25 protein-coding genes and 1 other RNA gene are annotated in these 23,223 nt (G+C 68.8%); 16 read left to right on the forward strand and 10 right to left on the reverse strand.

Annotation, left to right across the window (positions count from 1 at the left end):
* Positions 1–203: 203 nt before the first annotated feature.
* Together AAEX57_RS04760 and AAEX57_RS04765 are read left to right on the forward strand one after the other, a co-directional pair.
* Positions 204–2,345, forward strand: coding sequence for a glucose PTS transporter subunit IIA (locus tag AAEX57_RS04760; protein ID WP_342090890.1), 2,142 nt, complete (start codon positions 204–206; stop codon positions 2,343–2,345).
* Between the two features lie 117 nt (positions 2,346–2,462).
* The gene (locus AAEX57_RS04765) at positions 2,463–3,335 is read left to right on the forward strand and encodes a VanW family protein (protein WP_342090889.1); all 873 of its coding nucleotides are present in this window, start codon (positions 2,463–2,465) and stop codon (positions 3,333–3,335) included.
* Between the two features lie 46 nt (positions 3,336–3,381).
* Here the strand turns inward: AAEX57_RS04765 and AAEX57_RS04770 are convergent, their stop codons facing one another.
* On the reverse strand, positions 3,382–3,939 hold the full coding sequence (locus tag AAEX57_RS04770) for a hypothetical protein (protein ID WP_342090888.1): 558 nt from the start codon (positions 3,937–3,939) through the stop codon (positions 3,382–3,384).
* 184 nt (positions 3,940–4,123) lie between these two features.
* Between AAEX57_RS04770 and AAEX57_RS04775 the strand changes: the two genes are divergently transcribed.
* From AAEX57_RS04775 to AAEX57_RS04785, 3 genes are read left to right on the forward strand one after another with little or no spacing between them, the layout of a single operon-like run.
* The gene (locus AAEX57_RS04775) at positions 4,124–4,324 is read left to right on the forward strand and encodes a hypothetical protein (protein ID WP_342090887.1); all 201 of its coding nucleotides are present in this window, start codon (positions 4,124–4,126) and stop codon (positions 4,322–4,324) included.
* A 25-nt stretch (positions 4,325–4,349) separates the two neighbouring features.
* Positions 4,350–4,547 carry a helix-turn-helix transcriptional regulator gene (locus AAEX57_RS04780; protein WP_342090886.1) on the forward strand — a complete coding sequence of 66 codons (198 nt, stop codon included), beginning with the start codon at positions 4,350–4,352 and terminating at the stop codon, positions 4,545–4,547.
* On the forward strand, positions 4,531–4,935 hold the full coding sequence (locus AAEX57_RS04785; RefSeq protein ID WP_342090885.1) for a hypothetical protein: 405 nt from the start codon (positions 4,531–4,533) through the stop codon (positions 4,933–4,935). The genes AAEX57_RS04780 and AAEX57_RS04785 overlap by 17 nt, the downstream gene beginning before the upstream one ends.
* Positions 4,936–4,939: 4 nt before the next feature.
* Here the strand turns inward: AAEX57_RS04785 and AAEX57_RS04790 are convergent, their stop codons facing one another.
* The 3 genes from AAEX57_RS04790 to AAEX57_RS04800 are packed head-to-tail and all read right to left on the reverse strand — an operon-like array spanning position 4,940 to position 8,928.
* Complete coding sequence (locus tag AAEX57_RS04790; protein ID WP_342090884.1) at positions 4,940–5,137, reverse strand: hypothetical protein; 198 nt, start codon at positions 5,135–5,137, stop codon at positions 4,940–4,942.
* Positions 5,138–5,197: 60 nt separating this feature from the next.
* Positions 5,198–5,950 (reverse strand): SDR family NAD(P)-dependent oxidoreductase, encoded by a 753-nt coding sequence (locus tag AAEX57_RS04795; protein WP_342090883.1) that lies wholly within the window; start codon positions 5,948–5,950, stop codon positions 5,198–5,200.
* Complete coding sequence (locus tag AAEX57_RS04800; protein WP_342090882.1) at positions 5,947–8,928, reverse strand: bifunctional [glutamine synthetase] adenylyltransferase/[glutamine synthetase]-adenylyl-L-tyrosine phosphorylase; 2,982 nt, start codon at positions 8,926–8,928, stop codon at positions 5,947–5,949. The genes AAEX57_RS04795 and AAEX57_RS04800 overlap by 4 nt, the downstream gene beginning before the upstream one ends.
* 176 nt (positions 8,929–9,104) lie before the next feature.
* Between AAEX57_RS04800 and AAEX57_RS04805 the strand changes: the two genes are divergently transcribed.
* Entirely contained in the window at positions 9,105–9,863 is a 759-nt protein-coding gene (locus AAEX57_RS04805; RefSeq protein WP_342090881.1) for a sterol carrier family protein, read from the forward strand.
* 19 nt (positions 9,864–9,882) lie between these two features.
* Here AAEX57_RS04805 and AAEX57_RS04810 read toward each other — a convergent pair whose 3' ends face one another.
* The gene (locus tag AAEX57_RS04810; protein ID WP_342090880.1) at positions 9,883–10,512 is read right to left on the reverse strand and encodes a DUF1707 SHOCT-like domain-containing protein; all 630 of its coding nucleotides are present in this window, start codon (positions 10,510–10,512) and stop codon (positions 9,883–9,885) included.
* Between the two features lie 38 nt (positions 10,513–10,550).
* A complete protein-coding gene (gene glnA / locus AAEX57_RS04815; protein ID WP_342091019.1) occupies positions 10,551–11,852 on the reverse strand; it encodes a type I glutamate--ammonia ligase in 1,302 nt (433 codons plus the stop codon).
* Between the two features lie 98 nt (positions 11,853–11,950).
* On the opposite strand from glnA, the gene AAEX57_RS04820 reads away from it, so the two are divergent.
* The gene (locus tag AAEX57_RS04820) at positions 11,951–12,859 is read left to right on the forward strand and encodes a DUF2510 domain-containing protein (protein ID WP_342090879.1); all 909 of its coding nucleotides are present in this window, start codon (positions 11,951–11,953) and stop codon (positions 12,857–12,859) included.
* A gap of 3 nt (positions 12,860–12,862) precedes the next feature.
* On the opposite strand, the gene AAEX57_RS04825 is transcribed toward AAEX57_RS04820, so the two are convergent.
* Positions 12,863–13,108 (reverse strand): hypothetical protein, encoded by a 246-nt coding sequence (locus AAEX57_RS04825; RefSeq protein ID WP_342090878.1) that lies wholly within the window; start codon positions 13,106–13,108, stop codon positions 12,863–12,865.
* Positions 13,109–13,233: 125 nt separating this feature from the next.
* Here AAEX57_RS04825 and map point away from each other — a divergent pair, with 125 nt between their 5' ends.
* Complete coding sequence (gene map / locus AAEX57_RS04830; protein WP_342091018.1) at positions 13,234–13,986, forward strand: type I methionyl aminopeptidase; 753 nt, start codon at positions 13,234–13,236, stop codon at positions 13,984–13,986.
* 122 nt (positions 13,987–14,108) lie between these two features.
* Here map and rnpB read toward each other — a convergent pair.
* From rnpB to AAEX57_RS04845, 3 genes are all read right to left on the reverse strand, one after another.
* Positions 14,109–14,522, reverse strand: an RNA gene (gene rnpB, locus AAEX57_RS04835) — RNase P RNA component class A.
* Positions 14,523–14,542: 20 nt separating this feature from the next.
* Positions 14,543–15,997, reverse strand: a complete 1,455-nt coding sequence (locus AAEX57_RS04840; protein WP_342090877.1) for an RNB domain-containing ribonuclease — start codon at positions 15,995–15,997, stop codon at positions 14,543–14,545.
* A 44-nt stretch (positions 15,998–16,041) separates the two neighbouring features.
* A complete protein-coding gene (locus tag AAEX57_RS04845) occupies positions 16,042–16,788 on the reverse strand; it encodes a zinc ribbon domain-containing protein (protein ID WP_342090876.1) in 747 nt (248 codons plus the stop codon).
* A 145-nt stretch (positions 16,789–16,933) separates the two neighbouring features.
* On the opposite strand from AAEX57_RS04845, the gene AAEX57_RS04850 reads away from it, so the two are divergent.
* The 8 genes from AAEX57_RS04850 to AAEX57_RS04885 all read left to right on the forward strand — a co-directional run bounded on the left by AAEX57_RS04850 (position 16,934) and on the right by AAEX57_RS04885 (position 23,166).
* On the forward strand, positions 16,934–18,175 hold the full coding sequence (locus AAEX57_RS04850) for a multidrug effflux MFS transporter (RefSeq protein ID WP_342090875.1): 1,242 nt from the start codon (positions 16,934–16,936) through the stop codon (positions 18,173–18,175).
* Positions 18,176–18,235: 60 nt separating this feature from the next.
* Positions 18,236–18,781 carry an RNA polymerase sigma factor gene (locus AAEX57_RS04855; RefSeq protein WP_342090874.1) on the forward strand — a complete coding sequence of 182 codons (546 nt, stop codon included), beginning with the start codon at positions 18,236–18,238 and terminating at the stop codon, positions 18,779–18,781.
* Positions 18,778–19,866, forward strand: coding sequence for a hypothetical protein (locus AAEX57_RS04860; RefSeq protein ID WP_342090873.1), 1,089 nt, complete (start codon positions 18,778–18,780; stop codon positions 19,864–19,866). The genes AAEX57_RS04855 and AAEX57_RS04860 overlap by 4 nt, the downstream gene beginning before the upstream one ends.
* A gap of 79 nt (positions 19,867–19,945) precedes the next feature.
* On the forward strand, positions 19,946–20,320 hold the full coding sequence (locus AAEX57_RS04865; protein WP_342090872.1) for a PadR family transcriptional regulator: 375 nt from the start codon (positions 19,946–19,948) through the stop codon (positions 20,318–20,320).
* On the forward strand, positions 20,317–21,174 hold the full coding sequence (locus AAEX57_RS04870) for a hypothetical protein (protein ID WP_342090871.1): 858 nt from the start codon (positions 20,317–20,319) through the stop codon (positions 21,172–21,174). The genes AAEX57_RS04865 and AAEX57_RS04870 overlap by 4 nt, the downstream gene beginning before the upstream one ends.
* 2 nt (positions 21,175–21,176) lie before the next feature.
* Positions 21,177–21,470 (forward strand): PLD nuclease N-terminal domain-containing protein, encoded by a 294-nt coding sequence (locus tag AAEX57_RS04875; RefSeq protein ID WP_342090870.1) that lies wholly within the window; start codon positions 21,177–21,179, stop codon positions 21,468–21,470.
* Positions 21,467–22,411 (forward strand): ABC transporter ATP-binding protein, encoded by a 945-nt coding sequence (locus AAEX57_RS04880; RefSeq protein ID WP_342090869.1) that lies wholly within the window; start codon positions 21,467–21,469, stop codon positions 22,409–22,411. Before AAEX57_RS04875 ends, AAEX57_RS04880 begins: the two co-directional genes overlap by 4 nt.
* Positions 22,408–23,166: an ABC transporter permease gene (locus AAEX57_RS04885; RefSeq protein WP_342090868.1), complete on the forward strand. Its 759-nt coding sequence runs from the start codon at positions 22,408–22,410 to the stop codon at positions 23,164–23,166. The genes AAEX57_RS04880 and AAEX57_RS04885 overlap by 4 nt, the downstream gene beginning before the upstream one ends.
* Positions 23,167–23,223: the final 57 nt, after the last annotated feature.

Below are 23,223 nucleotides of genomic sequence, written 5' to 3' on the forward strand. Positions count from 1 at the left end.
ACCTTGCGAGGGCACCTTTGTCCCACTCGCTGGGGTAATAGTGAGGGGGTGCTTGCCGACGACTGGTAGGAGGTGAGGTAATTTATCGCAGGAGGCCGAACTCAGCCGCTCTGCTGCGCTGCCTCCGGACAGCCGTCAAGTGCGTCCCACTTCCCTTTGCGGATGCGCGCTGTCCCTTCACTCCCAACAGAGAAAGTAGCCCCATGGCCACAGAACAGGCCAGGCAGATCATCGAGGAAATCGGTGGGCCTGGAAACATCAAGAGCCTCACCCACTGCGCCACCCGTCTGCGCTTCGAACTGAATGACGCCTCCGTCGTCGACAAGGCGAAGATGGAGAAGATCGCGGGCGTGATGGGCGCCGTGCCCCAGTCCGGAGACCGCTACCAGGTGGTGATGGGCGGCGCCGTCGCCAACGCCTACAGCGACATCATGGCCCTGCCGGAGATGGCCAAGGCCGGCTCGTCGAGCACGTCGAAGTCCGCCGACGACATCAAGGCCGAGGCCCGCGCCGGTGGCGTGCGCGGCAAGCACGCCTGGGTGGACGCCTTCTTCGAATTCCTCTCCGACAGCTTCCGCCCGATCCTGGGCGTGCTGCTGGGCGCCTCGCTGATCATCGCCATCACCGCCGTGCTCGACGCCCTGCACATCGTCGACTTCCGCGCCAAGGACAAGTCGGCCAGCTGGGTCTTCGTCGACGCCATGTGGAACAGCGTCTTCTACTTCCTGCCGGTGATGGTGGCCTACAACGGCGCCAAGAAGCTCAAGGTGGATCCGTGGATCGGCGGTGCCATCATGCTCGCGCTGATGACGCCCGACTTCGGCAAACTGGCCAAGGCCGCCAACACCACCTGCGTGACCCCCTCCTTCGGCGGTGACCCGATCTGCACCGCACACATCTTCGGCCTGCCGATGCAGCTCGCCAACTACGGTGGCCAGGTCTTCGTGCCGCTGATCATGGTGGCCATCCTGGCCGTTCTCTACCGGTTCCTGCAGAAGATCTTCCCGGCCAACCTGCAGATGGTCTTCGTGCCCTTCTTCTGCCTGCTGATCATGATCCCGCTGACCGCCTTCCTGATCGGCCCCTTCGGCGTCTGGCTGGGTGCCACCATCGGTGCCGGCCTGGCCTATGTCAACACCCACTTCCCCTTCGTCTTCGCCCTGATCATCCCGATGGTCTACCCCTTCCTGGTGCCGCTGGGCCTGCACTGGCCGCTGAACGCCATGATGCTGGTCAACATCAACACGCTGGGCTATGACTTCATCCAGGGCCCGATGGGTGCCTGGAACTTCGCCTGCTTCGGTGCCACCGCGGGTGTGCTGGCCCTCTCGCTCAAGGACAAGGACGTGGTGATGCGCCAGACCGCCTCCGGCGCCCTGGCCGCCGGTCTGCTGGGTGGCATCTCCGAGCCGTCGCTGTACGGCATCCACCTGCGTTTCAAGCGGATCTATCCGTCCATGCTGGTGGGCTGCTTCGTCGGTGGCCTGGTGATCGCCGTCGGCGGCGCGCTGGGCATGGCCGACGGTGGCATCAAGACCAATGCCTTCGTCTTCACCAGCCTGCTGACCATCCCGGTCTTCAAGCCGATGATGCTCTACGTGATCGCCATCACCGCTGCCTTCTTCACCGCCATGGCCATGGTGATGGCCCGCGGCTACATGACCAAGGAGGAGCGTGCCGAGGCCCTGGCCCAGCGCGACGAGGCCGCCGTCGACCCGCTGGCCGCCGCGGCCGACACCACCGACCACGCCGTCGCCCCGGCCGCCGCCGCTGCCACCACCGGTACCGCGGTGGCCGCCGGCGCCGCCACCGCCGTCGCGGAGAAGCCCGCCAAGGTGGTCAAGCCCGCCATGGTTCCCGGCACGGTGACCACCATCACCGCTCCCCTGGCCGGCCGCGTCGTGCCGCTGGCCGAGGTTCCGGATCCGGTCTTCAGCGCCGGCACCGTCGGTCTGGGCGTTGGCATCGACCCGTCGGACAACACGGTCTACGCGCCGGCCGCCGGCAAGATCGTCGTCGCCCAGAAGACCGGTCACGCCTTCGGCATCGCCCTGGACAGCGGCGTCGAGCTGCTGGTCCACGTCGGCATCGACACCGTGAACCTGGAGGGTCGCGGCTTCGACGTCAAGGTGGCCCGTGGTGATCGGGTGGAGGCCGGCACCCCGCTGGTCACCTTCGACCGCGGCATCATCGAGGAGGCCGGCTACTCGCTGGTCACCCCGGTGCTGGTGACCAATGCCAAGAAGTTCGGCGACGTCGCCCAGATCGCGCGGGGTGACGTGCAGGTGGGCCAGGAGCTGATCAGCACCACCGCCAAGCCGGCCAAGACCGAGCCGACTGCCTGATCAACCGGCACCCCATGACGGCCGGTGGGCACTCCTTCGCGGAGTGTTCACCGGCCGTTTGTCCTCCTGCCGGAGAGTCGCTGCAACCGCGCCGACTGGTCAGACGTACAAAGAGACATGACCGATCTCGCCACCCCCGTCGATTTCGAGCTGCCAACCCGGTTGCAGGTGGGCGCTCCGCTGTCCGAACGCCACCCCTGGCTCTACCCCTTTGCCGTCAAGTACCACCAGACCCGACGCTGGGTCCGCTGGCAGACCGGCAAGGAGAACTGGGTGCAGGAGCGCAGCACCGAGCCCCTGCCGGTGCGGGTGAAGGTGCACAAGTCCCTGCTGCTGCGGCAGCTGGGCGAATCCGAGATGTGGCTGCAGCACAACAAGGTCACCAACCTGCGGCTGGCCGCCCAGCAGACCAATGGAGTGCTGATCCGGCCGGGCGAATCCTTCTCTTTCAACAAGGTCGTCGGCAACTGCACCAAGAAACGCGGCTTCGTGGAGGGCATGCGGCTGTCCAATGGTGAGGCCCATCCCGGCGTCGGCGGCGGCATCTGCCAGCTGGCCAACCTGCTGCACTGGATGTTCCTGCACTCGGACCTCACCGTGGTCGAGCGGTCCGAGCACTCCTTCGACCCCTTCCCGGACAATGGCCGGGTGCTGCCCTGGGGCGTGGGCTGCTCGATCGTCTACAACTACGTGGATCTGGTGGTGCGCAATGACACCGACGCCACCTTCCAGCTGCTGACCAGCGTCGGCGATCGCTATCTGGAGGGCGAACTGCGCTGCGACCAGGAGCGCGAACACTCCTACCGGGTGCAGGCGCGCAATGAGGAATTCCTGACCAAGGGTGGCGAGTTCTTCCGTCGCAACGAGATCTGGCGGGATCTGATCAACCGTCGCACCGGCAACCGGGTGGGCGACGAGCTGGTCAAGCGCAACTGCGCCCAGGTGATGTACCTGCCCGAAGGCGTGGAGATCATCGACCTCGGCGGCTGAGGTACGCGTCAAGCGTGCCGGCTCGTGGCGGCCGGGCGATGTTGGTCTAGGCTCCCGTCATGATCGCGATGAGCGGCGGCACCCGGCTGCCAATCAGCCCGGAACCCAGGGCGACGATGAAGTCGGGATGCTGGCGGCGCACCAGCAGCTGATAGAAGCCGGAATAGCCGAGGTAGCCAAAAAAGAGGGTGGCCACCCAGCCGCCGGACATCACGATCCACAGCGAAACCGGCAGCCACTCCCGGCTGATCGTCGCCAGCCACAGCGAGAGCGCCATCGCCGCGACCAGCCCCAGACCGGCCAGCAGAGAGAGCGAATTGCCCAGCGAGCGCGATTCCCGCCGCAGCATCACCGATCCGTTCCACAGCAGGAATCCCACCAGCCCCAGCACCAGTAGCGGGGAGCAGATCAGCACGAGGAAGGCGGCACTGGCCAGCGTGGCATCACCCAGCACCGTGAGCGTGATGGCCAGCAGCGCGGCGGTGGCGCCGATCCAGGCGGCGTTGGCCAGCCGCCGGGGCTCGTCGAGCACGCGTCGCCAGGCCTGCCACCCGCAGAGCATGGTGACAAGGATCAGGGCGAGGGCGACGGTGATGTGCAGCATGAGTCCATCGTCTCCGGCGCCCGACTGAGCGCGGATCCTCCGGGATGGCCCGGGCGTGCGACCGGCCCGGTCGGCCCTCCTCCTCAAGGATGAATTCTGTCAAAGACCCTTGACACCCCGATCAACTGTCAAGGACGCTTGTCATGTCAAGGAAACTTGACGAGAGTTCCCAAAGGAGAGCGACATGAGCAAGACCCAGACCCCCGTCGAGAAGCAGCGCACCACCGCCCTGGCCCCCATCATGGTCGGCCTGCTGGCGATGATGCTCTCGAATGCCGTCGATGCCTCGCCCTGGCACGTGATCCTGCAGATCGCGGCCGCCATCCTGTGCCTGTTCGGCGTGTACCAGCTGAGCAGGACCATGGACCAGCGCCAGCAACGGTGAGCTGCGCCAGCGTCTGGATCCGCTGATGCTGAACGACGTGCGCCACCTGCGCGAGACGCTGGGACTCTCCCAGGGAGCCCTGGGAGAGCGGCTGGGCGTCTCCCGGCAGACCATCAACTCGATCGAGACGGGCAAGTACGACCCGTCCTTGCCCCTGGCCATCAATCTGGCTCGGCTCTTCGGCCGGCCCGTGGAGGAGATCTTTCATGTCGACGAGAAGTAATGCCCCGGCACGGATGTGGCTGGGCCTCGCGGCGGGCCTCGTCGCGATCCTCACCTTGTTCGCCGCACTCCACCCGCGCGACCCGTCCACCGCCTGGGGCGCGTTGTGCGGCGGCAACCTGGTGCTGCTGGTCCTCGTCGGCGCCCGGCGGATCAAGCGGGGCGACAATGCCCTGGTCCGTGGCGCCCGGGGTGAGGCCGACGAACGCGACGCCCTGATCCTGACCAAGGCCGGGGCCTGCGTCGGGTTGGCCTCACCACTGGCCGTCGGCGCCGCGATGGTGGCCGTGGTGTGGGAGGTCACCCCGCTGACGGCGCTGGGCGGCATCGCCTGGGTGAACCTGCTGGTCTTCGTCGGCGCCTATTGGTGGCTGCAGCGCCACAGCTGAGCGGCTAGGCGAAACGTTCCGCCAGTTCAGCCTCCATGGCCTCCCGGGTCTCGCCCCAAGCGGCATCATCGGCATCCCCGGGCACACCGTCGGCGTCGGCCAGCAGATTCTGGACCGCTTCCTTCCGAGCCGCTTCACTCAGGTCCGTTCCATGGAGCTGCTCGCACGTGGGTGATTCGGGTCGTTCTTCCTGAGTTGTCATGCTTCAACCCTCACACACTGCTGCCACGAACCGCAGGCCGCTTTCCCGGCCGACAAACGGTCACACCGGGAGGCGACGCCACAGGGCGCGGGGCACCAGGCCGGCCAGCACCATCCCCGGGCCGAAGATCGCCGGGACGTGCACCACCGCCTTGCCGGAATCCAGGGCGCGCACCGTCGCCCTAGCCACCGCTTGTGGCTCGACGGTGAAGGCCACCGGCTTGTTCCCGGCGATCATCGGCGTCGCGACGGCACCGGGACGCACCACCAGCACCCGCACCCCGCTGCCCGCCAACTCGTCGCCCAGGTTGAGGTAGCTCGCATCCATCGCGGCCTTGCTGGCCCCGTAGACGAAATTGGAGCGCCGCACTCGCACCCCCGCCACGGAACTGAGGGCGATGATCGCGCCGCCACCCTGGTGTCGCATGGCGGTAGCCAGCGCCACCCCGATGCCCACCGCGGCGGTGGCATTGACCGTCATTAGCCGCTGCGCCGCACCGACCTCGCTCCGGGCCTGCTGCTGGTCACCCAACACCCCGAAGGCGACCACCGCGTGGCTCACCCGGTGCCCGGCGAAGACCCGCTCAACCAGGGCCTGGTGGGCCTCCAGCGCCAGCGCGTCGAAGTCCAGGGCTTCCACCTCGCCGGCACCGGCCGCCCGCAGCCGCTGCGCGATCTCCAGCTCCGCAGCCTCGGCGTCGGGGCGGGGGCGGCGGGCCAGCAGCACGTCGCTGCCGGGATGCTTGGCCAGCAGGGCCTCGACGATCGCCAGTCCGATCCCGGAACGCCCACCAAGCAAGAGGATCGCGCTCATTCGTCGACCCCCCAGAAGTACTTCCCCACCACCTGCGATGCCCGCCGGGTGGTGCGCCGGTAGTCATCCAGCAGTTGCGAGACCTGGCCGCGGTCATAGCCCAGCATGGTGGCAACGGCGTCCACCTCCCGCGAGTCACCGGGGATCGCGTCATTGGCGCGGCCGCGCACCAGCATGATCTTGTTCCGCAGCCGGCTGGCCAACCGCCAGGCCTCCTCCAGCACCTGCGCATCGGCGGCCTCCACCAGACCGGCCTCCACGGCGGCGTGCAGCGTGGCCAGGGTGCCGGTGCCGCGCAGCGCGGGCAGCTCATGGGCGTGCTGCAACTGCAGCACCTGCACCGTCCACTCGACGTCGCTCAGCCCACCGGGGCCCAGCTTGGTGTTGCGCCGGGGATCCGTGCCGCGCGGAATCCGCTCGGTCTCCATCCGGCCCTTCAGCTTGCGGATCTCGTTCAGCCGGGTGCGTTCCAGGCCGCCGTCGGGCCAGCGCAGCGGATTGGCCAGTTCCAGCGCGGCCTCGGTCAGCTCCCGGCTGCCCGCGCCATGGCTGGCGCGCAGCAACGCCTGCGCCTCCCAGGTGACCGACCAGCGCTGGTAGTAGTTGGCCAGGCTGCCCAGGCTGCGCACCATCGGCCCGTTCTTGCCCTCCGGGCGCAGGTCGACGTCGATCTCCAGCGCCGGGTCGGGCCCGCGGGCAGCCAGCAGGGTGCGCAGCTTGCCGATCAGCTGGGTGGCGCGCTTGCTGGCGTCCTGGTCATCGCTGTCGGCCATCACGAACATCGCGTCGCAGTCGCTGCCCAGCCCCATCTCCCCGCCGCCCCAGCGGCCCAGGGCAACCACGCCCAGCTCGGGGGCGTCGGGCACTTCGCGTCGGGCGACGGTCAGGGCGGCGTCGATGGTGGCACCGGCCAGGTCACTCAGCCCGCGCCCCAGGTCATCCAGCCCGATCACGTCCAGGATGTCGCCGGCCGCCATCCGGAAGAGCTCCGAGCGACGGATGCCGCGCACCGCGGCCATCGCCTCGGCGGTGCCGTCGTGCCGCTTGGCGGCGCTGAGCATCGACGCGAGGATCTCGTCGCGGCCCCGGGGTTGCAACTCGGCATCCTTGGCCAGCATCCGCACCGATTCCGGGGCACGTTTGAGCAGGTCGACGGCCAGTCGGCTCGACGACAGCAACCGGGCCAGCCGCTCGGCCATCTCCCCCTCGTCACGCATCGCCCGCAGGTACCAGGGGCTGTTGCCCAGCGCATCGGAGACCTGCCGGAAGCTGAGCAGCCCCAGATCCGGATTGGGGCCCTCGGCAAACCAGGCGAGCATCGCGGGCAGCAGCTGGCGCTGGATCTCGGTGCGCCGGTTGACGCCGGTGGTCAGCGCCTCAATGTGCTGCAGCGCCACCTTCTGGTCCTGGAAGCCCAGCACCCGCAGCCGGTCGCGGGCCTGTTCCGGGGTGAGTTTGAGTTCGTCGCTGTGCAGCCGGGTGACCGCCGCCAGCAGTGGGGAGTAGAAGACCCGCTGGTGCAGCCGCAGCACCCGACGGCTGGTGGCGCGCCAGGTGTCGGTGAGTTCCGTGGCCCCGTCGGGCATCCGCAGACCCCGGGCGATCACCCGCAGCTCGCGCTCGTCGTCGGGCAGCAGGTGGGTGCGACGCAGCTTGAACAGCTGGATCCGGTGTTCCAGGGTGCGCTGGAAGCGATAGGCCGCGTCCATCTCCGCACCGTCGGCCCGGCCGATGTAGCAGCAGTCCACCAGGTCCTTCAGGCAGGCCAGGGTGGCGCGGCCGCGGACCCGCTCGTCCACCCGACCGTGCACCAGTTGCAGCAGTTGCACGGAGAATTCGACGTCTCGCAGGCCGCCGGCCCCCAGCTTGATCTCCCGCGACGCCTGGGTGGCGGGCAGCAGGCTGATCACCCGCTGGCGCATCGCCTGGGTCTCGGCCAGGAAGTGTTCCCGTTCGGCCGCCTGCCAGACATGCGGTTGGACGATGTCGACGAAGGCCTGGGCGATCTCCCGATCACCGGCCATGGCACGGGCCTTCAGCATCGCCTGGAATTCCCAGTTCTTGGCCCACTTGGCGTAGTAGGTGTCCATGCTGGCAAGGCTTCGCACCAGCGGGCCGGACTTGCCGTCGGGCCGCAGGTTCGCGTCCACCTGCCAGATGGAACCCGCCGCGGAATGGGCCGAGCAGATCTGGCTGACCTTGGCCGCCAGCTTGATCCCCAGTTCCACCGCCCGGGCCGACGAGGTCTGCTCGTCGGCCGGCTCGGCCACGTAGATCACGTCCACGTCGCTGATGTAGTTCAGTTCCTGGGCGCCGCACTTGCCCATCGCGACGATCCCCAGCCGGGTGTGCTGGTGGTCCTTGACCTGGCCGCGGGCAATCGCCAGCGCTCCCTCCACCAGCGCGTCGGCCAGGTCGGCCAGCTCGGCGGCGATGTCGTCGACGATCGCATAGGGGTCGGATGCCGTCAGGTCCCGGGCGGCGATCCGCACCAGGTGGCCGCGGTTGACGGTGCGCAGCGCATCCGCCGCGGCCGGATCCTCGACGACGGGAGTGGCGGCCTGGGGATCGGCACCGATGGCCCGCAAAACGTCCGCCCGGATCTCTTCCGCGGGCAGCCGACGCGGCTCGTCCAACAGCACCGCCAACGCCTCGGGTCGGGCGACCAGATGCTGGTTCAGCGCCTGCGATCCGCCAAGCACCGCAGCCAGCCGGGCGCTGACCGCGGGATCCTGCGCGAAGGGTGCCAGCAACTCCGGCGACCTCTCGTCGATCCGGCTCAACCCCAGCAGGGCCAGGTCCGGGTCGGCGGAGCGTTCCAGCAGCCGCAGCCAGCCGCCGTCGCCCTCCAGCACGTGGCGGGCGCCCCCGGGCAGCGAGCGGCGGGCCGCCAACGCCTCCAGCTCCCGCGCGGCCTGCTCCACGTCCAGGAAGCCCCGCCGCGCCAGCTCACCCGGGGTGCTGGTCATCCTCGTCATCGCCAACCTCCTGCGTTTCTGGGCCCCGACGCCGTCCACAAGCCTGCAGCGACCCTATGGCACCGACGCCCCTGACAGTGGCGCCGCCATCGGCACCATCACACCACCACCGGCATTCGTTCGGATGTCATGTCGGGGTAACCTGACAGAAACCCTAGTCACAAAAGATTCGGAGCATGACCATCATGGCGGCACGAGGCGATCGCACCCTCCGGACGGCGTGCGAGGTGCTGTTGAGCCAGTGTCGTGCCCTGTGTGCCGCCAGCGCCGCCCTGGACGGCCCCACGCTTGCCCGGGCCGTCGTGCTGCTGGATGACCTGTTGAACGCCATCGAGAACCCCACCAATGCCCGCAACCAGAGCTGGGCCAGCCTGCTCAGCCATCGCACCGCGGGGCGAGCACATCTGGACGAGATGACCACCGAACTGGCGGACAACACCAAGCTGGACGTGCTGGGGCGGCTGTGCGCCGCCCGGACCGCCGCACTGGCGTCGGTGCTGGCCGGTGACCTGCCCGTCAGCGTCAGCAACCAGTTCGGCAATTCGCACCTGGTGGACTACCTGCGGGCCACTCTGCTGGAGCTTGCCCTGATGGCGCTGAAGGCCGGCGGCAATACCTTGCAGCCCGCCGCGCTGCGGCTGTGCGTCCGCTCACTCTCCCAGGCGCTGGGCGAACGCTTCCCCGGCCAGACCATCGAGGTGCGAATCCCGCCCGCCTGCGCGGTGCAGGTGGGCGCCTTCGGCGAGGGCCCGACGCACACCCGCGGCACCCCGCCCAATGTGGTGGAGACCGACGAGTTGACCTGGCTGAAGCTGGGCATCGGGCTGATCACCCTGGACGAGGCGCTCGACCACGGCCTGGCCACCGCGTCCGGCAGCCACTACCCGGCGCTGGAGCGGATGCTGCCGCTGATCGACCTGTCCCGCCTGGCCTGACGAGCAGTCGCTGACAAGGTCAGTCGGCATCCTCGTCGTAGGCACGCCGCTTGACGGTGACCCCGCCCATCACCGCGACCCCCTGGATGGTGACCACCGGGGCATTGGCCGGCAGGTTCACCGGATTGATCGATCCTTCTGCATCGAAGCCGCCCATGATCGGCAGGCCGTGCACCCGCACCCGGACATCCGGCGGGACGATCACGTCGATGCCGCCCATGATGGCGAAGGCGAGCACGGTGGTCTGCGGCTGGGTGAAACACGCCTCCCGCAGGTCCAGGTCAACCCCGCCCATGATCGCGACGGCGGTGTGGGTGCCGGCCGCGGTCCACTCCCCCGCCCGCGTCGCGCCGGACATCAACGCAAAGGTGACCGGCACCCCGGAGCCGCCCACCACCCGGGACCGTTCCAGGTCGGATCCGACGGCGTTGAGGGCAGGCAGCTTCGGGCTGGCGGTGGTGGCCGGCAGGTCCGCCACCAGGGCGTCGAGCTCGGCCAGGTGCATCGACTGCCAGGCCCGTTCCATCCGCTCGGTGAACTCCTCCAGGGTCAGCATCCCCTGCTGGTAACCGGCCGAGAGCCGATCCACGGTCTGGGTACGCTCACTGTCCCCGGCGCGCAGCGAGCGCGCCGGAAGGTTCTCACTCATGCCCCGACCCTATCGCCGGTGTGGGCCGCCCACAGGGGTCAGAGGCGCGGCAACAGGGTGGTCAGCTCGTGCGCCGTCACCTGGCGCCGGTAGTCCTCGAATTCCGCCCGCTTGTTGCGCAGGAAGTAGTCGTAGACGTGCTCTCCCAGGGTCTCGGCCACCAGCTCCGAGTTCTCCATCTCCCGGATCGCCTCGTCCAGGTTGTGCGGCAGGTTGCGGATGCCCATCGCCCGGCGTTCCCGGTCGCCCAGCGCCAGCACGTCGTCGGCGGCCTCGTCGGGCAGTTCCATCTCGTTCTCGATGCCGGACAGGCCCGCGGCCAGGATCAGGGCATAGGCCAGGTAGGGATTGGCGGCCGAATCGATGCTGCGCAGTTCCACCCGGGCGCTGGAGGACTTGTCCGGCTTGAACATCGGAATCCGGACCAGGGCGGAACGGTTGTTGCGGCCCCAGCTGATGTAGCTGGGCGCCTCGCCACCGCCGACCAGCCGCTTGTAGGAGTTCACCCACTGGTTGGTGACCGCGGTGATCTCGGCGGCGTGGTGCAGCAGTCCGGCGACGAACTGCTTGCCGGTCTTCGACAGCCGGTACTGGTCGGTGGCGTCGTAGAAGGCATTGGTGTCGCCCTCGAACAGGCTCATGTGGGTGTGCATGCCGCTGCCGGCGTGGTCGGTGAAGGGCTTGGGCATGAAGCTGGCCTCGATCCCCTGGCTGACCGCCACCTCCTTCATCACGACGCGGAAGGTCATGATGTTGTCGGCCATGGTCAGGGCGTCGGCGTAGCGCAGGTCGATCTCGTGCTGGCCGGGCGCGCCCTCGTGGTGGCTGAACTCGACGCTGATCCCCATCCGCTCCAGCATCTGGATGGCGTCGCGACGGAAGTCGGTGCCGTCACCCAGCGTGGTGTGGTCGAAGTAGCCGCCCATGTCCAACGGGGTGGGCTCGATGCCCGGCACCACCGGCGACTTGAACAGGAAGAACTCGATCTCCGGGTGGATGTAGAAGGTGAAGCCCATGTCGGAGGCCTTGTTCAATGCCCGCTTCAGGACATGCCGCGGGTCGGCGAAGCTGGGTGAGCCGTCCGGCAGGGTGATGTCGCAGTACATCCGGGCAGTATTGCTCTGGGTGCGCCACGGAAGCATCTGGAAGGTCGACGGGTCCGGGTGGGCGACCATGTCCGCCTCGTAGACCCGGGCGTAACCCTCGATCGCCGAGCCGTCGAAGCCGACGCCCTCCGCGAAGGCGCCCTCCAGCTCGGCCGGGGCGATCGCCACGGACTTGAGGAAGCCGAGCACGTCGGTGAACCACAGGCGGACGAACCGCACGTCTCGTTCTTCCATCGTGCGCAGTACGTACTCTGTCTGCCTGTCCATGGCCCCCAGTCTGCCAACGATCGTGTTTCAGTGGGGTTACAAAGTGAACCACCTAGAATCGAGGCATGTCGATGCCTGGCTGGTACCCGGATCCCGCAGGAGCCCCTGGCCGTTACCGCTACTGGGATGGCACGTCGTGGTCCTCCGAGACGACGGAGAATCCCGCCCAGGCACGGCCGCAGAGCTTTGCCTCCCCCGCCGGCCAGCCGCAGGACAAGCGTGGCAAGGGTGGCCTGATCGCCCTGCTGGTCGGCCTGCTGGTGCTGGCACTGCTGGTCTGGGCGCTGTTCTTCCGTGGCGGCGACGAGTTCAAGGCCGTCCCGGAGGACACCAACAGCGCGTCGCCCACCGGCCCGGTGTGGAATGAGACGGCCCCGGTGACGCCCTCGGCGGGAGTCAGCGAACCCGCGCCCACCGGCGGAGCGATGGTGGAGTGCCCCACCGGCGGTGGCGGCAGCACCCCGTACAGCGGCAATGAGTTGCGTGGTGGCGGGCTGGTGATCCCGGTGGTCGCCGACTGGCAGGATGCCTCCAGCCAGGCCTTCACCCTGCCCTGGACCCGGGATCTGCAGGGCCAGACCAAGGTGATTCACCGGGGCGGCAGCACCACCTGGTTCTCGGTTCAGGCCGTGGGTGCCGTACAGAAGTCCGACGGCTTCACCGAGGTCCGCAACAGCGCCCGGATGATGATGAGCTGCTTCGCCACCTCCAGCTACTACTCGGGCTACACCGGCCGCCAGGATCTGGTCACCGAGCAGGTCGATGTCGGTGGCAAGAAGGGCTGGCACCTGCGCAGCGAGGTCTACGTAGAGATGCCGTCGATGCCCCAGGTGCGGGGCGACGTGATCGACGTCGTCGTCGTGGACACCGGGAATCCCGACACCCTGGGGGTCTTCGTGAGCTCCGCGACGATCGACGACGCCCCGGTGCAGGGCGTCATCGATGCCAGCCGCGAAGCGATGAAGCTCGGTTGAGCCTCAGTCCTCGATCGGGCTGCCGTCGAAGCGGACCCGCTCCTCGTCGTCCTTCTCTTCTTCTTCCTCGGGATCGTTGAAGCGCGGGTCGGTTTCCCACGTCTCGTTGCGCTCCTCGACGTGCTTCAGCGCCTGGGCGGCCTCCTCCTGAGTGGCGTAGGGGCCCAGCCGGTCCTCGACCTTGGCCTCGCCCTCGCGGACCACGCGATGCTCCTTCAAGGACCAGTACCACTGCTCTGCTTCGGCCATCATTGCCTCCTGACTAGACTGCGTCCGTGACTGCCATCAAGCCTTATCCCGTGAGCCCGCGTCGGGCCGTTCCGTCCTCGATCGTTCGTCCCGAGTACGTGGACAGGCCTGCTCCCCAACCGTACATGGGCAGCAATGTGCAGTCAGCGGAGACGATCGAGAAGATGCGCGAGGCCGGCCGGATCGCCTGCGGCGCGATGCACGAGGCGGGCAAGGCGATCGCCCCCGGCGTCACCACCGACGAGCTGGACCGGATTGCCCACGAGTACATGCTGGACCACGGGGCCTACCCGTCGACGCTGGGCTACCGCAGCTTCCCCAAGAGCATCTGCACCAGCGTCAACGAGGTGATCTGCCACGGCATCCCGGACGCCCGCCCGCTGGAGGACGGCGACCTGGTCAAGATCGACGTCACCGCCTACAAGAATGGCGTGCACGGCGACAACTGCTACACCTTCGGTTGCGGCGACGTGGACGAGGAGTCCCGGCTGCTGACCGAGCGCACCCAGGAGGCGATGAACCGGGCGATCAAGATGTGCCAGCCCGGCCGCCCGCTGAGCGTGATCGGCCGGGTGATCGAGAGCTATGCCAAGCGCTTCAACTACGGCGTGGTCAGGGACTACACCGGCCACGGCGTGCACACCGCCTTCCACTCCGGCCTGGTCATCCTGCACTACGACGAGCCGCGGCTGGACACCCCGATGGAGGTCGGCATGACCTTCACCATCGAGCCGATGCTCTGCCTGGGCGACTACCGCTCCCACCAGTGGGATGACGGCTGGACCGTGGTCACCAATGACGGCTCCCGGGTGGCGCAGTTCGAGCAGACCATCGAGATCACCCCCACCGGAGCCCAGATCATCACCAAGCTCGACTGAGGTGTGCACAAGTTGGCAGCCTGGCGGACACAGAAAATTTCCTGAACGTGCAAATCGCCAAATAGTTGCCAACTTGTGCGGCCCGAGGGCCAAGGGGCGCCCGCCTCTGGCCCCAGGACTGGAAGACGAGCCGGCCTGTAAGCCGGATTTTGTCCTCGCGGTTGCCCGCGATGGGTGGTCATCCATCTGCGACGCCTGTTGCCAGACGCCTTCGGCGCGTCCTCCCGAAGGACTCAGCGCCGTGCGACCTACCCGGACGCTCGGGCGGGCAGCCCTCAATCACGTCCGCGACCCACCAGGGGTGGGCCTTCTTGGTCTTGCTCCGGGTGGGGTTTGCCAGGCCGCCCCAGTCACCTGGGGCGCCGGTGGTCTCTTGCACCGCCGTTTCACCCTTACCAGCGTTGCCGCTGGCGGTCTGTTCTCTGTGGCACTTTCCCGCGGGTCACCCCGGGTCGGTGTTACCGACCACCCTGCCCTGTGGAGTCCGGACTTTCCTCAAGGAACCCGTGGTTCCCAGCGATCACCCGGCCGACTCGTCCGTCGTCCAGTGTAAGGCCTACTGCTGGACGAAGCTCACGGTGCCCTTGGTCAGGTCCACGTCCGCCAGCTTGGCGGTGACCTCCTGGCCCAGCTTGAGCCCGCGCTGCTTGATCCGGCCCTCGGTGGCGGGCTCGGGGATGGAGATGGTGCCCTCGCCGCGCTTGTCGTCGTAGTCGACGATGGTGCCGGTGAACTTCTGCCCCACATGGCTGGAGAGCACCAGGGCCTCGGTCAGGTCCACCACGCCGCGCTCGAACTTCTTGGCTCGCTGGTCGCTGGCGCGCATCTCGTCGGGAAGCGCAGCCAGGGCGTCGCTCACCCACGCCGGGACGGGCGTGCCGCTGCACAGATGCACGCAGATCTCGCCGACATAGCGATCCACCAGCCGGCGCAGCGGGGCGGTGCAGTGGGCGTAGTTGGCAGCCAGCGCGTTGTGCTTCAGGTTCTCACCGGCGCTGGCCTCGTCGACGACGGTGTAGGCGGCGCCCCGGAAGAGCCGGGTGCAGGAGGTCATCATCGCCAGGTGGCGGGGCTGGCTGACATCCAGCGAGCGCACGAAGTCGGGGTAGCCCATGCCGGCGGGCCACGGGATCTGCAGGCTCCGGGCGATCGCCTTGAGCCGCTGGACGTCACGCTCCTCGGCGGGCGGCAGGGTGCGCAGGACGCCATTCCTGGCGGTCAGCATCATGCCGGCCGCGGCCATGCCGGTGAGCAGTGAGATCTGCGCATTCCACCCCTCGACGGGCAGCGGGGAGCGGAATTCCACCCGCCACTGGTCCCCCTCGGCGACGATCTCCTGTTCGGGCAGGTTCAGGCTGACGCCGCCGCGGCTGATCTCCTGCTGTTCGCGCAGCTGGCCGACCTCGCGCAGCAATTGCAGCCATTCGGGCGCGGTGCCGTCGTCGAGCATCTTCTGCACGCCGACATAGTCCAATCGTTCCCGGGAGCGCACCAGCGAGCGTTGCACCGTGGCGGAACGCTGGGCGCCGGTGGCATCCAGCTCCACCTGCCAGACCAGCGCGGGGCGGGGCTTGCCGTCGGCCAGCAGGCTGGCGGCCCCCTCGCTCAGCACCGACGGGTGCAGGGGTGCCCGCTCGATCGGGGCGTAGAAGGTCTGCCCGCGACGGTGCGCCTCCAGGTCCACCGGGCCGCCGGGCTCCACCCAGGCGGCGACGTCGGCAATGGCGTACCAGACCCGGAAGCCGTCGCCGGCGCGCTCCAGGAAGAGCGCCTGGTCCAGGTCCATCGAACCCTCGGGATCGATTGTGACGAAGTCGATCTGGGTGTGGTCTGCCCGCTCCCCCAGGCCCCAGGTCTGGGCGTCGAGCGGGCCGCTGCTGGCGACGGCGGTTGCCGCCGCCTCCACCTCGGGAGCGAAGCCCGACGGCACTTCCAGTTCGCTGCGCAGCCGGTCCAGGCCGGGCCGAATCGGCTCGGGCACCTGCTGGGCGCTGATGTGACGTGTGGGCATCCGTTACTCCTTGCTCTTTGCAGTGCTCGGTTCAGCGGGGTGGTTCAGTCCGGCAGGCCGGACTCCTTGGTGCGCACCAGGATCCGGTCGCACTCCTCGCAGCGCAGTACCTCATTGGCGGGGGCTTCGGCATAGCGGCGCAGGTCGGCCAGGTTGGCCTCCAGCTGGCAGCCGGTGCAGCGGCGGGCCTTCAGCTCGGCGGCGCCGACCCCCATGCGGGCGGACAGCTTCTCGTAGGTGGCCACCAGCGGTGCGGGCAGCAGCCGGACGTGGGCCTCGCGCTCCTGCTTGCGCTCGGCCAGGCCGGCGTCGATGTCGCTGAACTGCGAATCCCGCTTGGCCATCAGGCCACGGATCCGGTCTTCCAGTTCCGTGCGCTGGGTGCTGATCTGCTGCACCTCGGCGGCCAGGTCCTCGACCACCTGCATGGCGTCCAGCTCGTCGTCCTCGAGCTTGCTGATCCGGCCCTTGAGGTGCTCGATCTCCTCGGTCAGGCCGCGCAGCGCCTTGGCGTCGGAGATGCTGCCGTCGTCCACGCGCTTCTGGTTGCGAACAAGTCGCTCCCGGGCCGGGGCCAGATCTTCCTCGATCCGCTTGGCATCGCCCTCGGCGTCGCTCAGCCGGGTCTGGGCGGCCACCTGGCTCTCCACCAGCGCGGCGCGCTCGGTCATCAGCGTCTGGATGGTCGCCAGCTCGGGCAGGCTCTTGCGACGATGCTGGAGCTGGTTCACCTGCAGGTCCACGGCGGCAAGGTCCAGCAGCCGCAACTGGTCGGCAGGTTCGGCAAGCATGATCGTCTCCTCTTCGCGGCCCGGCACGGGAGTGGGCCTGAGTGGCAGCCTACCCACTGCGACGGACAATTCGCTGCTGACCAGCCGGTAGCATGATGCCGCCCCACCTCGTGCAACCCTCGCCCAGCCCGAGGGGAAGGATCCCATGAGCACCCCCACCCCCGTCACCAGCATGCCCGGCGACCGCCTGGACGCCGCACAGTACCGCCGACTGGTGATCGTGCTCGGCATCCTCGGCGCCCTCGGCCCGATGACCATCGACACCTATCTGCCCGCCCTGCCCCACCTGGCACAGACCCTGGGCGCCTCCAGCTCCCAGGCGCAGCTCACCCTCAGCGCCATGATGCTGGGCCTTGGCCTGGGGCAGTTGGTCTTCGGTCCGCTCTCCGACGCGGTGGGGCGACGCCGTCCGCTGCTGGCCGGCCTGGTGGTGCACGCCGTCTCCAGCCTGCTGTGTGGCCTGGCCCCCAATATCTCCGTGCTGCTCGCCGGGCGACTGCTGCAGGGCTTCGCCGCGGCCGCGGTGGCCGTCGCCTCCCAGGCGCTGATCCGCGACCTCTTCCGCGGCATGCGAGCCGCCGAACTGTTCAGCCGGCTGGCGTTGATCACCGGCATGGCACCGATCCTGGCGCCGCTGGTGGGCTCGGGGTTGTTGACCTTCACCTCCTGGCGCGGGGTCTTCGTGGTGCTGGGCCTGGCCGCGGTGCTGATCGGGCTGCTGACCCACAGCCAGCTGGCCGAGACCCTGCCGCCCGAACGCCGGATTCCGGCGACGGTGGCCGGCACTCTGGCCGCCTACCGACGGGTGCTCTCGGACAAGCTCTTCCTGGCGGTGGTCTTCGTCGCCGCAATGATCTTCACCGCCCTGTTCGCCTATGTCTCCGGCTCGCCCTTCGTGATGCAGGGCGTCTTCGGGCTGAGTCCGCAGGCCTTCGGCGTCACCTTCGCGTCGATGTCGCTGGGCCTGAGCCTGTCCAGCCAGTTCAACCCGCGGCTGGTGCGCCGGGTTGGCCCGGTGCGTGGGCTGATCACCGGGCTGGTGATGATCGTCGCCGGGGCGCTGGTGATGCTGGCCCTGGCCGAATTCCGGATCGGCGGGCTGGTCGGCTTCCTGGCGCCCATGTTCCTGGTGATGATGGGTCTGGGCATCGCCCTGCCCAACGCTCCCGCCGTCGCGCTGCACCGGCACGGGGAGGCCGCCGGCACCGCCGCCGCCCTGCTGGGGGCCGCCCAGTTCACCATGGGCGGCGTCGTCACCCCTCTGGTCGGCGCGCTGGAAGACGGTACCTCCCGCCCGATCCCGCTGGTGATCCTGGCCTCCGCCGGCCTTGGTCTGCTGGTGCTGCTGCTCGTCGCCCGACGCCTGCGCGCCGAGAGCTACGACTAGAATTTCGCGCTGGGGCAGGTCGTCTGGCACAGCTCCCCCATCGCCGGACAGGTGCAGGGTGTGAGAGCAACCACCAACCAACGGCAGCGGTTCACCGTCGTCTACGACGCCGTCTACGCCGATCTGCTGCGCTTCGTCCAACGTCGCACCCCGGATGGCGCGGAGGACGTCGTCGCGGAGGCGTTGACCACGGCCTGGCGACGGATCGACGACCTGCCGCTGGACCTGGACGACGCCCGGGCCTGGATCTTCGGGATCGCCCAGCACTGCCTGCTCAACGACCGTCGCGGCCAGCGACGGCAGGGGGCACTGGCAGTGCGGATCGCCACCGTCGACACCGGCCTGACGCGTAGCGTGGATGATGCCGCCAGCCTGGCCATTCCGCGCGCCGATCTGGCCCGCGCCTGGCACCGGCTCGGCCCGGACCAACAGGAAGTGATTGCCCTCACGGCACTCGATGGCCTGACCTCGCAGCACGCGGGCCAGGTCCTGGGGATCACCCCCGCCGCCTACCGACATCGCCTGCAGCGCGCCCGCGCCGAGCTGCGTCGGCTGCTCGACGCCAACGATGTCGCCCCGATCACCGCCCTGGAGGAAGTCCGATGAACGATCACGATCTCGACCACACCCTGCGCACCCTGGACATCGCCGACACCGAACTGTCCGAGGCCCAACTGACCCGCAAACAGGCCCTGCTGGACGGCCTGCTCGAGGAGAATTCCCCCGTGGTCAGTCTGGATGCCCGGCGGGTACGCCGCAGCCGCGCCGTCCGCTGGCTGCTCCCCGCCGCCGCGGCGGCCGCCATCGCGGTGCCGCTAACCCTCTGGGGCGGCCCCGCAGCCACCCGCAGCACGGCCTATGCCTCCTGGACCGCGTCGGGCCGCCACATTGGCCCCGACACTGCACGCACCATCAGCGAGGCCTGCCGGGAGAATGTGCGGGAGAACCTGGCAAACTCAGCCGCCGGAAGCGACACCACACTGTCTCCCGATGCCCTGCGAACCGTTGTCACCGAGCAGCGCGGCGACTTCCTGTTCGTTGCCATGGCCGCCCCGGACGGCAGCACCCAGCAGTGCTTCCTGACAGCGTCCCACCCCACCAGGGTCGAAGGGGCAGCCGGCGGCTGGGCCAGCAAGGACTCGCTGCCCCCCGTCGTGCTGGGGCCGCACCAGGTGGAGACCCAGACAGGCGGCCAGGCGTCGGGGGCCGAGGGGGATCTCGCCTTCACCATGGGGCGAGTGGGCAAGGACATCACGGCGGTCACCATCCACATCGCAGGACGCGACGTGGAGGCGACCGTCAGCAACGGCCACTTCGCCGCCTGGTGGCCGGCCCCCGAACTGGCGCCCAATTCCCCGAAACCCACCGAAACCTACGATGTCACGCTCGCGAATGGCCGCACGCTGATCAATGTGCCCAATGTCTTCTCCGGGGGACGCGACCAGGATCCGGCCGCTCGCACGGTTGGCAAGCTGACCATTGGCGGCGGCAGCCAGGTGGCCACGCTGGGAGGCAGGGTGGGCGCCCACGTCACCGGCGTGACGGTCCTGGCCGATGGCAAGCAGGCCAAGGCCAGGATCATCGACGGCACCTTCGCCGTCGAGTTCCCCAAGGGCACGAAGCTGGACAACCCCCGCTTCGACCTCACGCTGGATGACGGCACCGCCCTGAAAGACCAGCAGGCCGCCTGATCCCACCCCCCTTCCCCCAACCGGCTTTGCCAGCTACTATGTTGTACAAGGTAGCTGGCACCGCCGAATGGAGACTGGGATGGACGAGCGGATCACTCAATTGCGCAAGGGGGCGCTGGACCTTGCGGTACTCGCCCTGCTCGCCGAGACCCCCCGTTATGGCGGGGCACTCGTCGAGAGTCTGCAGGCGGCCGGGCTGGAGGTCAGCACCGGCACCATCTACCCGATCCTCACCCGGCTGAAGAAGGCCGAACTGGTCCAGACCCACTGGGAGGAATCCCCCTTCGGCCCGCCGCGCAAGTTCTACACACTCACCGACGACGGCCAGCGGGAACTCGTCGAGCTGGCCGACGCCTGGCGCAGCCTGAACCGCACCATCGACGGGCTGCTGGCAGCGAATACCCCCGGCACGAACACCCCGGCCACCAGCACCGCAGCCACCGCCGGATCATGACCACCATCGACGACTGGCTGGCGGCCGTCCGCGCCGACCTGCTGGAGCCGCACGCCCATCGCGCGGAGCTGGCCGAACTGGTCGACGCCCTGCGCGAGGCCGCCGACGAACTCGGCGAGCAAGCCGCCTGTGAGGCCTTCGGCGACCCCGCCGAAGTGGCTCGGCAACTCAACCAGCAGACCCCCACCGAACCCGCCGGCGCGAACCGGCTGGTGGGCTCGCCTGTCGGGGTCAATCCGATCACCATGCCCTCCCGCTTGGCCTCGGCCTTCGACCCCGCCGACTCCCGGATCCTGGTGCCACACGCCCTGGGCCTCGGCTGGCAGGTGAACCTGGGGGCCGTGGCCACCCGCCTGCACCTCGTCGAACCAGACCAGCTGGACGAGGACGTCCTCGACGCCCTTGACGAGCAGACCCTCACCCGGGGCGCGGTTGCCGCCAGCATCCCGGCCCTGCTCGGCCTGGCCCTGCTGCCCTTCGGGATCGGCCAGGAGCGACTGCCCAACCACTGGCCGCTGTTCGGCCCGCCAGACGGCTGGGTCACCCCGATCACCGGCCAGTGGCTGCCGATCCTCCTCACCCTGGGCGCCATCGGCCTGGCCTTCCTGCCGCGGCGGCTGGGCGCCAGCCAGCTGTGGCGGATGTTGCTGCTGGTGATCGCCAGCATGCTCTCGGTCACCATGGCCGGCGTGATCGGGATGCAGGTCTTCGGCGGCAGCCGCCCGATCGGCTGGTTGCTCCTGCCGGTGATGCTGGCCGCCACCGGCGCCGCCCTCGCCCAGGGCGTCGTGCTGCTGCGAGCCGGCGCCCGCGCCGCCGCCCGGACCCACGAACCTTCCCAGAACAGGAGTTGACCATGAACGACTGGAATCAGCTGTCCCCCACCATGCAGACCGTGGTGCTCGTCCTCGGCGGCATCCAGGTGGCGCTGTGGTTGATCGCGCTGATCTGGTGGGCGCGCACCCCGGCCGAGCGGATGAGCCTGCCGCGGGTCGCGTGGCTGTTGATCATCCTGTTCGCCAACGGAATCGGTCCAATCGCCTGGTTCATTGGCGGGCGTCGCCCGAATGCGGTGACCCAGACCGCCCCGGTGCAGGAGTGGGCCAGCCAGCAGCAGCGCGCCGTCGACACCCTGTACGGCACGAAGTGAGTACCGCGCCCGCCCTGCGGATCCGGGACCTCGGCAAGCGGTTTCGGGACAAGACCGCGCTGGCTGGAGTTGATCTTGAGGTGGCGGAGGGGAGCATCTTCGGCTTCCTCGGCCCCAACGGCGCCGGCAAGACGACCACCATCCGCATCCTGCTGGGTCTGGCTGGTGCCACCAGCGGCCGGGCGGAGATCTTCGGCCAGGACGTCGCCACCGCCGGAAATGATCTTCGTCGCCAGATTGGCTACCTGCCTGACGTTCCCGGCTACTACCCGTGGATGACCGCACCCGAATTCCTGGCCTTCACCGGCCGGCTCTTCGGGCTGGATCGGGCGACCATCGCGGAGCGCTCGGACGCGCTGCTGGCGATGGCCGGGCTGAATGGCGTCGAGCACAAGGTCGGCGGCTTCTCCCGCGGCATGAAGCAGCGGCTGGGCATCGCGCAGGCCCTGATGAATGCGCCCCGGCTGTTGATCCTGGACGAGCCCACCTCCGCACTCGATCCACAGGGACGCAAGGAGGTGCTGGACATGATCGGGGCGCTGAAGGGCCGCACCACCGTGCTGTTCAGCACCCACATCCTGGGCGATGTGGAACGGGTCTGCGACGAGGTGGCGATCCTGGCCGATGGCCGTGTGGTCACCCAGCAGGGCCTGCACCAGCTCAAGGCGCGCTATGGCGGCCAGACGAAGGTATTGGTCAAGGTCACCAGCCAGGCCGACGCCTTCACCGCCGCACTGCGCGCCGAGCCCTGGGTCAGCAGCGTGGAGGTCACCGCCGACGGACTCCTGGTGGCCAGCAATGATCTTGCAGCCGCAGCCCACCGAGTACCTGCACTCTGCGTCAGCACCGGCGCCGCCCTGCAACGTCTCGAGCCAGTCGAGGCAAGCCTGGAGGATGTCTTCCTTGATCTGGTGCAGCATCCGAAGGGAGCAGTCGCATGACCGGATTCACCGCCCTGCTGGGCAAGGAGTTCGCCGAGATCCGGCACACCTGGCGGCGGTGGGTGCTGCCCGGCTTCGTGCTGCTGCAGGCCATCGCCGGGCCGGTGACCGCACTGTTCACCAAGCAGTTGCTGGGTTCGATGGTCTCCCCGGAGATGGCCCAGACCATCCCGGAGCCCACCTATGCCGACGCCTGGGTGCAGTGGGCCAAGAACCTGTCCCCGACGGTGCTGCTGGTGCTGATGGTCACCGCGGCCGGCCTGGTGGCGGGCGAGGTGAGCAAGCAGACCGCCGTCCTGGTGCTGACCAAGCCGGTCTCCCGCCGGGCCTTCGTGCTGGCCAAGTTCGTGTCGGCCCTGGCCTTCCTGATCATGGTCTCCGTGCTGGGCGCGGCCATCACCGGCGGGCTGACCGCACTGCTCTTCGACGGGGTGCACTGGGCGCCGTTGGTGACTTCGACGTTGATCTGGCTGGTGCTGGCCGCCTTCTACCTGGCGGCAACACTGGTGGCCAGTTGCCTGATCGACGCACCCCTGGGTGCTGCGGGTGCCGGTCTCGGCGTCCTGCTGGTGGTCTCAGTGGCGGCATTGTGGGGGCCGCTGGCCCGGCACACCATCGCCGGGCTGGGTGGGGTGATGACGCGCTTCGCCGCCGGGGAGCAGCCCGCCTGGGGCTGGCCGGTCGCAACCACCGTCGTCCTCACCGCTGCTCTGGTGGCCCTGGCCGCCGAGCTGTTCACCCGCCGCGAGATCTGAGCGTCAGTCGCAGAGCCGCTGCATGGGCTCGCACCAAGCCTCGCTCGGGTGATATCC

Source organism: Luteococcus sp. H91 (genome assembly GCF_038433135.1).
Lineage (GTDB): Bacteria > Actinomycetota > Actinomycetes > Propionibacteriales > Propionibacteriaceae > Luteococcus.